Source organism: Variovorax sp. CCNWLW186 (genome assembly GCF_037203865.1).
Taxonomy (GTDB): domain Bacteria; phylum Pseudomonadota; class Gammaproteobacteria; order Burkholderiales; family Burkholderiaceae_C; genus Variovorax.
The window spans coordinates 105,237-119,188 of the sequence record NZ_JBBCBO010000017.1 but is presented as its reverse complement, the minus strand read 5'-3'; the positions used below and the strand labels follow the sequence as shown (position 1 = coordinate 119,188).

At 65.4% G+C, this 13,952-nt stretch carries 15 protein-coding genes; 5 read left to right on the top strand and 10 right to left on the bottom strand.

Annotated elements, in window-relative coordinates:
* Positions 1-161: 161 nt before the first annotated feature.
* The 7 genes from V9K97_RS19680 to V9K97_RS19650 all read right to left on the bottom strand — a co-directional run bounded on the left by V9K97_RS19680 (position 162) and on the right by V9K97_RS19650 (position 6,920).
* On the bottom strand, positions 162-1,673 hold the full coding sequence (locus V9K97_RS19680; RefSeq protein WP_258504514.1) for a tripartite tricarboxylate transporter permease: 1,512 nt from the start codon (positions 1,671-1,673) through the stop codon (positions 162-164).
* 16 nt (positions 1,674-1,689) lie between these two features.
* The gene (locus V9K97_RS19675; protein WP_258504512.1) at positions 1,690-2,178 is read right to left on the bottom strand and encodes a tripartite tricarboxylate transporter TctB family protein; all 489 of its coding nucleotides are present in this window, start codon (positions 2,176-2,178) and stop codon (positions 1,690-1,692) included.
* Between the two features lie 152 nt (positions 2,179-2,330).
* Entirely contained in the window at positions 2,331-4,127 is a 1,797-nt protein-coding gene (locus tag V9K97_RS19670) for a GspE/PulE family protein (protein ID WP_258504511.1), read from the bottom strand.
* Positions 4,124-4,906: a spermidine synthase gene (locus tag V9K97_RS19665; protein ID WP_337320106.1), complete on the bottom strand. Its 783-nt coding sequence runs from the start codon at positions 4,904-4,906 to the stop codon at positions 4,124-4,126. Before V9K97_RS19665 ends, V9K97_RS19670 begins: the two co-directional genes overlap by 4 nt.
* Positions 4,906-5,433 (bottom strand): DNA-deoxyinosine glycosylase, encoded by a 528-nt coding sequence (locus V9K97_RS19660; protein WP_337320105.1) that lies wholly within the window; start codon positions 5,431-5,433, stop codon positions 4,906-4,908. The genes V9K97_RS19665 and V9K97_RS19660 overlap by 1 nt, the downstream gene beginning before the upstream one ends.
* An 87-nt stretch (positions 5,434-5,520) precedes the next feature.
* Positions 5,521-5,928, bottom strand: a complete 408-nt coding sequence (locus V9K97_RS19655) for a hypothetical protein (RefSeq protein WP_157612668.1) — start codon at positions 5,926-5,928, stop codon at positions 5,521-5,523.
* Between the two features lie 131 nt (positions 5,929-6,059).
* Positions 6,060-6,920 carry a TatD family hydrolase gene (locus V9K97_RS19650; RefSeq protein WP_337297792.1) on the bottom strand — a complete coding sequence of 287 codons (861 nt, stop codon included), beginning with the start codon at positions 6,918-6,920 and terminating at the stop codon, positions 6,060-6,062.
* A gap of 88 nt (positions 6,921-7,008) precedes the next feature.
* Here V9K97_RS19650 and V9K97_RS19645 point away from each other — a divergent pair, with 88 nt between their 5' ends.
* The 4 genes from V9K97_RS19645 to V9K97_RS19630 are packed head-to-tail and all read left to right on the top strand — an operon-like array spanning position 7,009 to position 11,082.
* A complete protein-coding gene (locus V9K97_RS19645) occupies positions 7,009-8,010 on the top strand; it encodes a S1C family serine protease (protein WP_258504505.1) in 1,002 nt (333 codons plus the stop codon).
* A 54-nt stretch (positions 8,011-8,064) separates the two neighbouring features.
* Positions 8,065-9,078, top strand: a complete 1,014-nt coding sequence (locus V9K97_RS19640; RefSeq protein ID WP_157612665.1) for an AAA family ATPase — start codon at positions 8,065-8,067, stop codon at positions 9,076-9,078.
* Positions 9,059-10,048 carry a DUF58 domain-containing protein gene (locus V9K97_RS19635; RefSeq protein WP_258504503.1) on the top strand — a complete coding sequence of 330 codons (990 nt, stop codon included), beginning with the start codon at positions 9,059-9,061 and terminating at the stop codon, positions 10,046-10,048. The genes V9K97_RS19640 and V9K97_RS19635 overlap by 20 nt, the downstream gene beginning before the upstream one ends.
* Complete coding sequence (locus V9K97_RS19630; protein ID WP_258504502.1) at positions 10,045-11,082, top strand: VWA domain-containing protein; 1,038 nt, start codon at positions 10,045-10,047, stop codon at positions 11,080-11,082. Before V9K97_RS19635 ends, V9K97_RS19630 begins: the two co-directional genes overlap by 4 nt.
* Here the strand turns inward: V9K97_RS19630 and V9K97_RS19625 are convergent.
* Positions 11,066-11,662 carry a TetR/AcrR family transcriptional regulator gene (locus V9K97_RS19625; protein ID WP_337320103.1) on the bottom strand — a complete coding sequence of 199 codons (597 nt, stop codon included), beginning with the start codon at positions 11,660-11,662 and terminating at the stop codon, positions 11,066-11,068. The two genes, V9K97_RS19630 and V9K97_RS19625, sit on opposite strands and share 17 nt — an antisense overlap.
* Positions 11,663-11,806: 144 nt before the next feature.
* Between V9K97_RS19625 and V9K97_RS19620 the strand changes: the two genes are divergently transcribed.
* Positions 11,807-12,610, top strand: coding sequence for an SDR family NAD(P)-dependent oxidoreductase (locus tag V9K97_RS19620; protein ID WP_337320102.1), 804 nt, complete (start codon positions 11,807-11,809; stop codon positions 12,608-12,610).
* Here the strand turns inward: V9K97_RS19620 and V9K97_RS19615 are convergent.
* Both V9K97_RS19615 and V9K97_RS19610 read right to left on the bottom strand, forming a co-directional pair.
* Complete coding sequence (locus V9K97_RS19615; protein ID WP_258504499.1) at positions 12,592-13,236, bottom strand: TetR/AcrR family transcriptional regulator; 645 nt, start codon at positions 13,234-13,236, stop codon at positions 12,592-12,594. The two genes, V9K97_RS19620 and V9K97_RS19615, sit on opposite strands and share 19 nt — an antisense overlap.
* 64 nt (positions 13,237-13,300) lie before the next feature.
* Positions 13,301-13,903, bottom strand: coding sequence for a phenylacetic acid degradation protein PaaY (locus V9K97_RS19610; RefSeq protein ID WP_337320100.1), 603 nt, complete (start codon positions 13,901-13,903; stop codon positions 13,301-13,303).
* Between the last annotated feature and the right edge of the window lie 49 nt (positions 13,904-13,952).

Below are 13,952 nucleotides of genomic sequence, written 5' to 3'. Positions count from 1 at the left end.
CCGCGCAGCGAAATAAAGGAGGAGGGGCGCAGCCCCGGGGGACATTCGCGGAGGGGAGTACCCGGTGGCCTTTGCACGCGCCCTGAAGCAACGCCCAAAACAAAGCACAAATAAAAGCGGCGCCCAAAAGGCGCCGTTTGAATAAAGCCGTAAGACGGAACTCAGTCTTCGACGAAAGCTTCTTCGCGTTTCGCCTTCACCGCCGGCAACAGCACGATCACCAGCAGCAGTGCAGCGGCGAGCAGCAGTCCGAGCGAGATCGGACGGGTGACGAAAACGCTCCAGTCACCGCGCGAGAGCAGCAGCGAACGGCGCAGGTTTTCTTCCATCATCGGCCCCAGGATGAAGCCCAGCAGCAACGGCGCAGGCTCGCATCCCAGCTTGAAGAAGGTGTAGCCCACGAAGCCGAAGATACCGACCATCCAGATGTCCCACGTGTTGTTGTTCGTGGAGTACACGCCAATGGCGCAGAACAGCACGATTGCGGGGAACAGGAACTTGTAAGGCACCGTCAGCAGCTTGATCCACATGCCGATCAGCGGCAGGTTCAGGATCACGAGCATTGCATTGCCGAGCCACATCGAGGCGATCAGGCCCCAGAACAGCTCGGGGTTGCTGGTCATCACCTGCGGGCCCGGCTGGATGTTGTGGATCGTCATTGCGCCCACCATCAGCGCCATCACCGCGTTGGGCGGAATACCCAGCGTCAGCAGCGGAATGAACGAGGTTTGCGCACCTGCGTTGTTGGCCGCTTCAGGAGCTGCCACGCCGCGGATGTTGCCCTTGCCGAACGGTACTTCGCCCGGATGCAGCTTGGTCTTCTTCTCGATCGTGTAGGCCGCGAAGGCCGACAGCAACGCACCGCCACCCGGCAGGATGCCGAGCGACGAACCCAGTGCCGTGCCGCGCAGCACGGCCGGGATCATGCGCTTGAAGTCTTCCTTGGTCGGGAACAGGCCCGAAACCTTGGCGGTGAACACTTCACGCTCGTCGTCGGGGCGCGAAAGGTTGGCAATGATTTCGCCGTAGCCGAACACGCCCATGGCAATGGCCACGAAGCCGATGCCGTCGGTCAGTTCCGGCACGTCGAAGCTGTAGCGTGCCACGCCCGAGTTCACGTCGGTGCCCACCAGGCCCAGCAGCAGGCCCAGCACGATCATGCCGATGGCCTTGAGCAGCGAGCCCGAAGCCAGCACCACGGCGCCGATCAGGCCCAGGATCATCAGCGAAAAGTATTCGGCGGGGCCGAACTTGAAGGCCAGCTCGGTGAGCGGCGGCGCAAAGGCAGCCAGGATCAGGGTGCCGACGCAACCGGCAAAGAACGAACCCAGGCCCGCCGCGGCGAGCGCCGGACCTGCACGGCCCTTGCGCGCCATCTGGTAGCCGTCGATCACGGTTACCACCGACGAAGATTCGCCCGGCAGGTTCACCAGAATTGCGGTGGTGGAGCCGCCGTATTGCGCGCCGTAGTAGATACCGGCCAACATGATCAGCGCCGACACGGGCGGCAGCGCGTACGTGGCGGGCAGCAGCATTGCGATGGTCGCAACCGGGCCGATGCCCGGCAGCACGCCGATCAGCGTGCCCAGGATACAGCCGCCAAGGCAGTACAGCAGGTTCGTGAAGGTAAAGGCAACGCCAAAACCCATCGAGAGGTGGTCAAACAATTCCATGTGAGCAGCTTTCTTCTCAACCGGTGATGAAGGTCGGCCAGACCTGGATCTGCAGCTTGAGCGCCCAGATGAATGCAACGTAGCTGCCGACGGCCAGCACGGTGGCCAGGATCAGCACGGTAGGCAGCTTGAACTCGTGGCCTGCAAGGCTGGCGATGAGCACGAGCGCGTAGATCGCGATGATCATTCCCATGGCCGGCACGCCGAGGCTCGGCAGGCCGCCGAGCAAGATGCCGAAGGCGACGTTGGCGCCCAGGATGAAGATCACCTGCTTCCAGGCCCACTTGCCGATCTTTTCGCCGTCGGTGGTTTCAACGGTCAGGCCGCTGAACATGATCCCCAGGCCGATGACGGCCATCAGGATGCCCAGCATCAACGGGAAGTAACCCGGACCCATGCGGGCGCCGGTGCCTACGCTGTAGGTGGTGGCGCCCCATGCGAACGCCGCGCCCACTACCGTAAACATCAGGCCCGAGAAAAAGTCTTTCTGACTCTTGATTTTCACGAACAGTCTCCTCGAACAAATTTCGATGCCGGATTGTCGAGTCAGCCAGTGGTCAGGCCGATGTGGATTCCACTAACGAAAGGCCTAGGGATAACCCGAAAGACTTCACCGTGCAAATTCGCGGAACGCCGGAAAACCGGCTCCGCCGGGGCTCATTCCAGGGGCGGCGTCGCGCTCAGGACTTCTTCGACCGTCGTCACGCCCTCGGCCACGCGCAGCGCGCCCGCCAGGCGCAACGGCCGCATGCCGTCGATCACCGCCTGCCGCCGCAGCCCGGCCAGGTTGGGCTCCTTGTTGACCTGGCTCTTGAAGTCTTCGCTGATACTCAGCAGTTCGTACAGTCCCATGCGGCCCATATAGCCCGTCATGCGGCAATCGACACAGCCCACGGGCTTGTAGGCGCGCACCGAACCGGTGATCTGCCATGGCTTGACGATGGCTTCGAGCTTCTCGCGCGTGACCGTGTCGTCGGGCTGCTTGCAGTTGGGGCACAGCGTGCGCACCAGCCGCTGCGCCAGCACGCCGAGCATCACGGCGTTGATGAGGTACGAAGGCACGCCGAGTTCCATCAACCGCGTGATGGCGCTCGGCGCGTCATTCGTGTGCAGCGTGCTGAACACCAGGTGACCGGTCAGCGCGGCCTGCACGGCCATCTCGGCCGTGGCCAGGTCGCGGATTTCGCCGACCATGATGATGTCCGGATCCTGCCGCATCAGCGCGCGCAGGCCTTCGGTAAACCCGAAGTCCAACTGCGGCTGCACCTGCGTCTGGTTGAACGAGGGCTCGATCATTTCGATCGGATCTTCGACCGTGCTCACGTTGACCTCTTCGGTCGCCACGCGCTTGAGCGTGGAGTACAGCGTGGTCGTCTTGCCGGAGCCCGTGGGGCCGGTCACCAGAATGATGCCGTTGGGCCGCGTGACGAGTTGCTCCCAGCGGTGCGCGTCATGCTGCGAAAAGCCGAGCGCGTCGAGATCCTTCACGGCCGTGTCGGGGTCGAAGATCCGCATCACCATCTTCTCGCCGAAAGCGGTCGGCAAGGTGGAAAGCCGCATTTCGACTTCATCGCCGCGCATGTTGCGGGTCTTGATGCGGCCGTCGAGCGGCCGGCGCTTTTCGACCACGTCCATGCGTCCCAGCAGCTTGATGCGCGACACCATCGCATTCATCACGCCCATGGGCATCTGGTAGGCCGGATGCAGGATGCCATCGATGCGAAAGCGGATCACGCCCTGCTCGCGGCGCGGCTCCAGGTGGATGTCGCTCGCGCGCTGGTCGAACGCGTATTGCCACAGCCAGTCGACCACCTGCACCACGCTCTGGTCGTTGGCGTCGAGCTGCTTGGTGCTCTTGCCCAGCTCCACCAGCTGCTCGAAGCTCGCGCCGCCGGTGTTGCCGCCGGCCTTCTGCGCCGCGCGCACCGACTTGGCGAGCGCAAAGAATTCGGCCGTGTAGCGCTGGATGTCCGTCGGGTTGGCCACCACGCGGCGCACGGTGCGGCGTGCCTGGCGCTCCACCTCCGCAATCCAGTCGGTGAGAAACGGCTCGGCCGTGGCCACCACCACCTCGGTGGGCAGCACCTGCACCGGCAGCACCTTGTGGCGCTCGGCATAGGCCGCGCTCATGGTGTCGGCCACCTTGCCCACGTCGACCTTGAGCGGATCGATGCGCAGGTAGCTGAGCCCCGCACGGCCGGCGAGCCATTGCGTGAGCATTTCAAGGTCGAGCGGCTTGCCGTCGCTTTCGCGCGTCATGGCCACGTTGGCAAGCCGCACCAGCGGCGCCTGCCGGCTTTCGGCCTGGGCGCAGCGCGCAATGGTGCGCTTGGCCTCCACCGGCGAGATCACGCCGTCGGCGGCAAGCCATTCGATCAAACGGCGCAGGTCGAGCGGGCCCTCGTGGCGGGCAGGCGAAGGTTTGGATGCGGAAGCAGCGGGAACAGCGCTCATGAGCCGGAAGGTCGGGTGAGAGTGGGATTCAGCGGTTTGAACACACGCAGCCATTTAGGCGCGGGCAGGCCCCATCGAGTCTGGATCGTTTGGGCGCGCTCGGCAAGGGCTTCGCGCTTCGGGCGGCTTGGCGTGCGCTGCGCCAGCACCACCGTGTTGCCTTCGCGCGTCGGCTTGAAGGCCCACACCGCATCGGCACAGAACGCGCCGGCAATTTTTTCGAGGCTGCGCTCGTAGCTCGACGAGCGGCCAAAGAGATTGACCGTCATGCAGCCGTCTTCGGTGAGCAATGCGCGGCAATCGGCATAAAAGTCTTCGCTGTCGAGCACGGGCGCCGCGGCCTCATGGTCGTACAGGTCCACCTGCAATGCGTCCACCGTGCCCTGCCATTCGGGCTTGCGGATTTCGAGCGCCGCATCGGCAATGACCACGCGCAGCTTTGGGTCGTCCGCCGGCAGCTTGAACCAGCCGCGGCAAGCCGACACCACCTGCGGGTTCAGCTCGATGGCCGTGGTGCGCATGCGCAAGGTCTTGCGGCAAAACTTGGTGAGCGTGGCCGCGCCGAGGCCGAGCTGCATCGCGTGGCGGCTTGCCACGCTTTTCGCGTCGGCGAACAGCAGCCAGGCCATCATGCGCTGCACGTATTCGAGCTCGATCTCGAACGGCGCATCGAGCTTCATCGAGCCCTGGACCCATTCGGTGCCAAGGTGCAGGTAGCGGATATCGCCCCAGTCGGAAAAATTGACTTCAGGAAGGACGGGGGTTTTGCTCGTGGCCATCAGATGAGTTGGTGGGCGTCGAAGACCTCGCGCCAGGCCGCGAGCTTGCGCTCGAAGCTCCACGACGCATTGGCGGGGCTGGTGGAAGGCAGCTGGTAGACCGGCACGCCCAGGGTGCGCGTGTGGCGCGCATGCTTGAAGCTTTCGCCGCCGTTGTGGGCAATGGCGGCAAGCTTCGGCAGATGCAGGCCGGCTATGTCGTTGGCTACGGGTGCGCGAATGGCCGAATCAAGGCTGCCCTCGCGCTCGCAGGCCGCATACACGTCCCACACGCCCAGCCCGCGCGCGAGCAGCCACTTCTTCTTTTCGGGATAGCTGTCTGCGCCCATCGGGAGCGGGTGTCGGGGCCAAACGGCTTGCAAGATTTTCCAGAACTGATTTTGCGGATGCGCATAGTACTGCTGCTGCTCGAGCGATCGAACGCCCGGGAAGCTTCCGAGGATCAGCACCACGGTGTCCGGCGAGACGACGGGCGCCAGGCCTGTGAGCACTGCGCTCGAGGTATCGGGAGGGGTCGGTGGTTTCATGAACAGCCTCTATCTTGGCACTGTCGGCGCTTTCGATCGCCCATGAAAAAACCCGCCGAAGCGGGTTGTGCGAAAGGCGAGTGCCGGTTATTTCTTGGCGGCTTCGTGTTCGGCGGTGCCGGGCACCTTTTCGCCGATAGCCTTGCCGGTGCTGCGCATGCCGTCGGCCGTCTTGTGGCCGGCGGTTTCAACCGCGTCGCCCGTCTTGGCGGCCACGTTCTTGGTGGCGTTGGTGGCCTTCTTGGTGGTGCGCTTGGTGGCGTCCCATGCCTTCTTGGTGCCGCGTTCGGTGGCGTTCACGGCCTTCTTGGTGGTGGTCTTGGTCGCATCGACTGCGTCCCTGCCGGCTTCCTTCACCTTTTCGGTGGTGGTGGGCTCGGCGGTGGTCGTTGCGGGCGCGGCGGTTGTCGCGGTTTGAGCCACGGCGGACACGCCGATGGAAGCAAGCGCGAGGGCCAGCACGACGGGCACGGTGCGAACGAAAGATGTGGTCATGTAAAGACTCCTTTTTGGATGAAGTGTCGGAGTGACGAACTTGCCACTGAACAAACAACGCCACTTCGAACACCGAGGATGACAGTAAAAAAGGAGCCTCCGCTTGCGCAAACGCAACTCGGGACATCGGCCTACGTGCGCTGCGGCCTGCGCTCCGACAAGGAAAGAAGGCTTTCGAGCCGCGGCATGGCTTCCAGCGCATTCCGGGTCGTGGCCTCGGCCAGTTCATCGACGCCGATGCCGCGCAATTGCGCCACCACTTCGGCGATGCGCGGCAGTTCGCCGGGCTCGTTGCGCCCCTGTGCTTCACCGGCCGCGCGCTGGGCCTGGGTGCGGTAGATCCAGTGCGGCTGGATGTCGGGTGCATCGGTTTCCATCACCATCGATTCGAGCGGCAAGGTGGCCGCCAGCCGCCGCAGCTGCAGCGCGCGGTCGAAGGTCACCGCGCCGCCGAATCCCAGCTTCAGGCCGATGTCGATGCAGGCCTTGGCCTGCTGCTCGCTGCCGTTGAACGCATGGGCAATGCCCCGCCACGGCTTGCCGCCCGCTGTCTGCCGCAAATGCTTGAGCACCTTGTCGACCGAGCGGCGCACATGAATGAGCACCGGCAGGTCGTGCTTGCGCGCGAGTTGCAACTGAGTGTGAAAAAAGTGCTGCTGCTTGTCGCTGTCCAGACCATCCACGAAGTAGTCGAGGCCGATCTCGCCGACCGCAACCAGCCGTGGGTCGCCTCGGCGCGTTGAGAGCTCGGCATCGAGCGCCTCCAGGTCGGCCTCTTGCGCATTGCCGGTGCACAGCGGGTGGATTCCCAATGCATAAGCGTCGCTCTGCACGTGCGCCAGCTCACGCACGGTTGCAAAGTTGAAGGCGGCAACCGCCGGAATGACGCACAGCGCCACGCCCCGTTCCGCAGCGCGGGCCCGGATGAGCGGCATTTCCGCACCGAATTCGGGCGCGTCCAGATGGCAGTGGGTGTCGATGAATACAGCCATGCCGAGATGATGCCCGAAGGGATGCAAGGCAGAAGAAAGCGTGCTACTGTGAACCCCTCACCCGTCATCCCTTGCCGGAGGTGTTTCGATGCGCAGGCCCGCCTTCTACAGCCGTTCGCCCCGCACGCTGCCTCAGGCGGCCGATTCCGCGGCCGCCGATCAGGCCGTGCCATCGCCCGAAGGCGGAGGCAATGGCGCGCCGCCGGATTCACCCGTTTCTCCGCCGCAAGGCAAGCCGCGCTGGCAGCCTGGCCGGCGCAGTTTTGCGTTCTTGGTGGTGCTGTGCGCCATTGCGGTCGGCAGTGCATGGTGGCCGCGCCAAGGCGCCCGGGCACTCACGCAGAAAGACATCGACTCGGCCGTGCTGCGCACGCTGCAGACCAACACGCTGCCCTCGCCCGCCGCCAAGGCGGCCGAGATCGTGCGGCCTTCGGTGGTTCGCGTGGTCGGCTACGGCCCCGAAAAAGCCACTCCCGAGGCCAAGACCCAGAAGCGCGGGCGCAATCTTGCGAAGGGCAAGCCGCCCGAAGCCGACCCGCCGCCGGGCGAAACCGAACGCGGCGTGGGCACTGGCGTGGTCATCGTCGACAAGGGCGTCATCCTCACCAACCTGCACGTCGTGGCCGGCGCCGAGACCATCAAGGTCACTTTCTCCGATGGCCTCGAAGCCGTGGCCACCATCACCGGCGTGCAGCCCGAGAACGATCTTGCGGTGCTGCAGGCGCAGAAGATTCCCGACGACCTGATTCCCGCCGTGATGCGCTCGACGGCCGACCTGCAATCCGGCGACCAGGTGGCCGCGGTTGGCTTTCCGTTCGGCATCGGTCCTTCGGTGTCGGCGGGCGTGGTGTCGGGCCTGAAGCGCTCGTTCCGCTCGCCCGAGGGCAAGCAGGAGCTGGGCAACCTGATCCAGTTCGACGCGGCGGCCAACCCCGGCAATTCGGGCGGCCCGCTGATCAACATGGACGGCGAGGTGCTCGGCATCGTCACCGCCATCCTCAACCCTACGCAGCAGCGCACTTTCATAGGCATCGGGTTTGCCGTGCCCATCGAGAACGCAGCCTCCGCCGCTGGCTCGCCGCCGTTCTAGCAGCCTGACGGAGGACCGACCCATGCTTTCGATTGATTACAGAGAGGCCATCGCATGAGCACCGAGACCCCCTTTTCCACGTCTTCCGCGACGGCCGAGCTGATGGAGCAGATCCTCTACGAGGTCAAGCGCGTCGTGGTGGGCCAGGATCGCTTCCTGGAGCGCGTGATGGTGGCCATGCTCGCGGGCGGCCACCTGCTGGTCGAAGGCGTGCCGGGTCTTGCGAAAACCCTCACCATCAAGACGCTGGCCGACACGGTGCGCGGCCAGTTCAAGCGCATCCAGTTCACGCCCGACCTGGTGCCGGCCGACCTGGTCGGCACGCGCATCTACAACCAGAAGACGGGCGAGTTCAGCACTTCGCTCGGCCCGGTGTTCGCCAACCTGCTGCTGGCCGACGAAATCAACCGCGCGCCGGCCAAGGTGCAGAGCGCGCTGCTCGAAGTAATGCAGGAGCGGCAGGTCACCATTGCGGGCGAAACGCACAGGGTGCCGCGCCCGTTTCTCGTCATGGCCACGCAGAACCCCATCGAAACCGAGGGCACCTATCCGCTGCCCGAGGCACAGGTCGACCGCTTCATGATGAAAGTGCTGGTCGACTACCCGAGCGACGAGGAAGAGTTCGTCATCGTGCAGCGCGTGATCGGCACCATGGTCGAGGTCAATCCGGTGGCCACCACCGAGCAGCTGGCGGCCCTGCAGGCCGAGGCGCGGCGCGTGTATGTCGACCCGTCGCTCATCCAGTACGCGGTAAAGCTCGTATCGGCCACGCGCACGCCCGACAAGCACGGCCTGAAGGACATGCACCGGTTCATCACCTTCGGCGCCAGCCCGCGCGCGAGCATCAGCCTCACCGAAGGCGCACGCGCGCTTGCGCTCCTGCGCGGCCGCAGCTACGCCCTGCCTGAAGACATGACCGCGCTGGTGCCCGACGTGCTGCGCCACCGCGTGACGCTTTCCTACGAAGGCCTGTCCGAAGGCCTCACACCCGACGGCCTGATCGAGAAGATCATGAAGGCCGTTCCCGCTCCTCCCAAACCTCTTGAACATGAAAAGCTGGTGGCGTAAGGCCCCCGCGGCCGCAAACGACGAACGGCTCAATGCACAGGCCGGCGGAGCGGAACGCGCGCTGCGCCGGCTCGAATGGACCGTCATCCGTCGCCTCGACGGCTTGCTGCAGGGCGACTACCGCACGCTGATGCGCGGCACCGGGCTCGACCTGGCCGACCTGCGCGAATACCAGCACCATGACGACGTGCGCCACATCGACTGGAACGTCACAGCGCGGCTGCAGGTACCGCACGTGCGCGTGTTCACCGAAGACCGCGAGATGTCCGCGTGGTTCGTGCTCGACCTGAGCCGCTCGGTCGACTTCGGTTCCGGCCTCAAGGCCAAGCGCGAGATCTCGGCCGGCTTTGTCGGCGTGCTCGCGCGCCTGCTCACGCGCCACGGCAACCGGGTGGGCGCGCTGGTCTACGGGAGCGACCTCGAAGCGGTGATTCCGCCGCGCAGCGGCCGCCGGCACGTGCTGCACCTGCTGCACGCCATGGAACGCCGCGCCGACAAGATCGAGAAGGCGCCCACGCAAAAAGGCATGACGCGCCTCGCCGACCTGCTGAAGTCGGCCGCTACGCTGATGCCGCGCCGCTCCACCGTGTTCGTGGTGTCCGACTTCTTGAGCGAGCCCGGCTGGGAGCGCCCGCTCGGCCAACTCGTGCAGCGGCATGAAGTGATTGCCGTGCGCCTGTTCGACCCGCTCGAGCTCGAGCTGCCCGACCTGGGCCTGGTGCCGCTGCGCGATGCCGAAACCGGCGAGCAGCTATGGGTCGACACCCATGATGCCGGTTTTCGCAAGCGCTTCGCCCGCCTGGCAGCCGAGCGCGAAGCCACGCTGCGCGCCTCGCTCGCAAAGGCCGGCGTCGATGCACTCGAGCTTTCGACCAGCGACGACCTGGTGGAAGCCATCGTTCGTTTTGCCGACATGCGCAAGCGCCGCACGCGCATCGGCTCGGGCAGCATGAAGGCGGTGGCAGCATGACATTTCTCTGGCCTCAATTCCTCTGGTTGCTGGCGGCCTTGCCGCTGCTGGTGTTGCTCTACATCTGGCTCATTCGCCGCAAGAAGAAGCTGGCGGTGCGCTATGCCAGCCTCTCGATCGTGCGCGAGGCCATGGGCGCCGGCCAGAGCGTCAGGCGGCATATTCCGCCGCTCCTCTTTCTGCTGGCCATGGCCGCGATGCTTGTGGCTGCTGCAAGGCCGATGGCGGTGGTGCTGCTGCCTTCGAACCAGCAGACCATCATCCTTGCGATGGACGTGTCCGGCAGCATGCGCGCGGCCGACGTGCTGCCCAACCGGTTGGTGGCCGCGCAGGAAGCCGCCAAGAGCTTCATCAAGGACCTGCCGCGCCATGTAAAGGTGGGCATCGTGGCCTTTGCAGGCAGTGCGCAGGTGGCGCAGTTGCCCACCACCAACCACGACGACCTGATCACCGCGATCGACAGCTTCCAGCTGCAGCGCGCCACGGCCACCGGCAATGCCATCGTGGTGTCGCTCGCCACGCTGTTCCCCGACGCCGGCATCGACGTTTCGCAGTTCAGCGCACCCAGCCGCCAGCGCGGCACGCCCATCGACCAGACCGAAAAGCAGGCCAAGGAGTTCACGCCCGTGGCGCCGGGTTCCTACACCTCTGCCGCGGTCATCATGCTGACCGACGGCCAGCGCACCACCGGCGTCGACCCGCTCGATGCAGCCAAGGCGGCGGCCGACCGCGGCGTGCGCATCTACACGGTGGGCGTGGGCACGGTCGACGGCGAAACCATCGGCTTCGAAGGCTGGTCAATGCGCGTGCGGCTCGACGAAGAAACGCTCAAGGCCGTGGCCAACAAGACCAATGCCGAGTACTTCTACGCGGGCACCGCCGCCGACCTGAAGAAGGTATATGAAACGCTGAGCTCCAAGCTCACCGTGGAGAAGAAGGAAACCGAGATATCGGCGCTCTTCGCGTTGGGCGCGGCCATTCTCACGCTGCTGTCGGCGGGGCTCTCGCTGCTCTGGTTCAACCGGATTCTTTAGCTCCGGCCTTGGCGGCGGCCGGCAGGCCAGCGAGCACTTCTCGCAAGATTTCTTCGGACAAAGCCTCGTCGTCCATGGCGCGGGCCAGCACCACGCCGCCGTACATCGACGCCAGGATGCGGATCGCGTCGCCGCGGGCGTTCTTCTTCGACCGCCATGGAAACTTGCTCGCGAACCGCTCGATCAGCACCTTGAAGTAGGCCGTCAGCGGCGCACCGATGGCTTGCTCGCTCCCCGGCTGGCCGGCGTGCGCGGCAAATGCCGCCACGAGGCAGCCGCCGGCGCGGCTGTCGCGGTGCTCGCGGCTCAGGTAGCTCCGCACATAGCCGCGCATGCCTTCGGGCGTTTGTGCGGCCTCATCCAGATGGGCAAGCGCGGCATCCCCCGCATGGACGATGCACTCCGCCATCAGCGCTTCCTTCGAGGCGAAGTGGTTGTAGAACGGGCCGTGCGTGAGCCCGGTGGCTTTCATGATCTCGCTCACGCTCACGCCGTCGAAGCCGCGCTCCTTGAAAAGGCGCGAGGCCTCGGCAAGGATCTTCTGGTGCTTTTCGGCGGTTTCCGCTGCGGGGTATCGCATGTGACCTCTTTCTGTTCCGGGGTACTTCAAGGCATGGCTTGACGCTAAGCATGATACCCATCATGCTTCGACACCTCAAACATGATGGTCATCATGCTTGCAGCAGGACAACCCTTTCCAACCTACCTTTTGAACGGATTCGAAATGAGCGAACAAGCAACCCTCGGCACCGCCGTCGTCACCGGCGCCTCGGCCGGCCTCGGCAAGATCTACGCAGACCGCCTGGCCCGCCGCGGCCACGACCTGCTGCTGGTGGCGCGCCGCGCCGACCTGCTGGAAGAAGTCGCAGCGGGCCTGCGCGCCAAATATGGCGTCAAGGTGCAAACGCTCGCGGCCGACCTGGCCGCCGCCGGCGACCTCGAGCGCGTGTCCAAGGCCGTTGCCGCCGATCCATCGATCACGCTGCTGATCAACAACGCCGGCCTCTCGACGCTTGCCCCCGTCGCGCTGACCACGAGCGCGCAGCTGCAGAGCATGCTCGACGTGAACATCAACGCCCTCGCTCACCTGAGCCATGCCGCGTTGACCGCCTTCAAGGCGCGCAACCGCGGCACGCTGGTGAACATCGGCTCAGTGCTCGGCTTCTACACGCTGCCGATCAGCAGCATCTACAGCGGCACCAAGGCTTTTGTGGTCGCGTTCACGCGCGGTCTGCAGGAAGAGGTGGCGGGCACCGGCGTGAAGGTGCAGCTGGTGCTGCCGGCCGCCACGGCCACCGACATCTGGGAGCTCTCCGGCGTGCCGGTGTCGGCGCTGGCCGAAGGTACGGTCATGCAGGCCGAAGATTGCGTGGACGCCGCGCTGGCCGGCCTCGACCTGGGCGAGGCGATCACGCTGCCGTCGGTGAACGACGCCGCCCTGCTCACGGGCTTTACTGACGCGAGCGCCAAGCTGTTCGGCGCTTCGCAGACCAGCAAGCCGGCCGCGCGCTACCTGGCGACGGCCTGATCGGCCCGCGCGGCCATCGCGGATTGGTCCGGCGACTTCACCGCGCCGATGCCGCCCAGGAACAAGTCGGCCACGATCGGCGCAATCGCCGCGTGGTCGAGCTTTCCATCGGGCTTCATCCAGGTGAACATCCAGTTGATCATGCCGAACAGCAGCATGGTCAGCGGCTTGGCGAGGTCGTCGCTCGGCGCGCCGGGCCTGAGCGCCGACACGGCGCGCGCAAAGCCCGCGACCACCTCGCGCTCCTTGTCGAGCACGCGCTCGCGGTCTTCCTCTTCGAGAAAGCGCACGTCGTCGGTCAGCACGCGGTGCGCGTCCTGCGCGCCGGCATATTCCTCGACGATGCGGTAGATGAAGCGGCGCAGCCGCTCTTCATCGGTGTGCGTCGACGCTTCTTCCTCGGCCACCAGCGCGGCCAGCTTCGACACGTGCGTCTCGGCGATGCTGATCAACAGGCTGCTCTTGTCCTTGTAGTAGTGATAGAGCGTGGCCTTGGAGAGGTTGCAGGCTTCGGCCACCTGGTTCATCGAGGTGGCGGGATAGCCGCGGCGCGCGAACAGTTGGGCGGCCTGCGCGAGGATGAACTCGCGCTGGTCGTCATAGGTGGCGGATCTTCCACGCGGCATCGGGTCTTCTTTCTTCCTTGATTGGAGTTGCGGGCAACCCGCAATCTTGCATGAAGCGCGCCGGCTACCCGCGCCGGGTCGCAATCAGCGAACGCACGTCAGTGGCAGGCAGGCGCGGGCGATCGGGCTCCATCTGCCGCAGCGGCACCACCTCGTGCAGGCTGGCAAGGCTGCGAACCGTCAACGCCTGGTAGGTCTGCGTGCCCTCGAGCTTCCAGGCAATTTCCTCCTCGCTCAGCATCTTCTTCACCTTGGCGGGAATGCCGGCCACCAGCGACCGCGCGGGCACCTTCATGCCGGCCGGCACAAAGGCGCAGGCCGCCACGATCGCCTGCTCGCCGATCTCGGCCTCGTCCATCACGACCGCGTTCATGCCCACGAGCGCATCGCGCCGCACGATGCAGCTGTGGAGGATTGCCCCGTGGCCGATGTGGCCGTTGACCTCGACCACCGTGTCCTGGTCCGGAAAGCCATGGATGCAGCAATGGTCCTGCACGTTGGAGCCCTCCTCCAGCACGATGCGCCCGAAGTCGCCGCGCAGGCTCGCGCACGGGCCCACATAGCAGTTGGCGCCAACGATCACGTCGCCGATCAATACGGCACTGGGATGCACATAGGCGGTGGGGTCGACGACGGGTATGACGCCGTCGATGGAATAGCTGGGCATTCGGTCTGTCTCCTTTTTTCAGGGGCTCAGGGTTTGCCCTGAATCAACC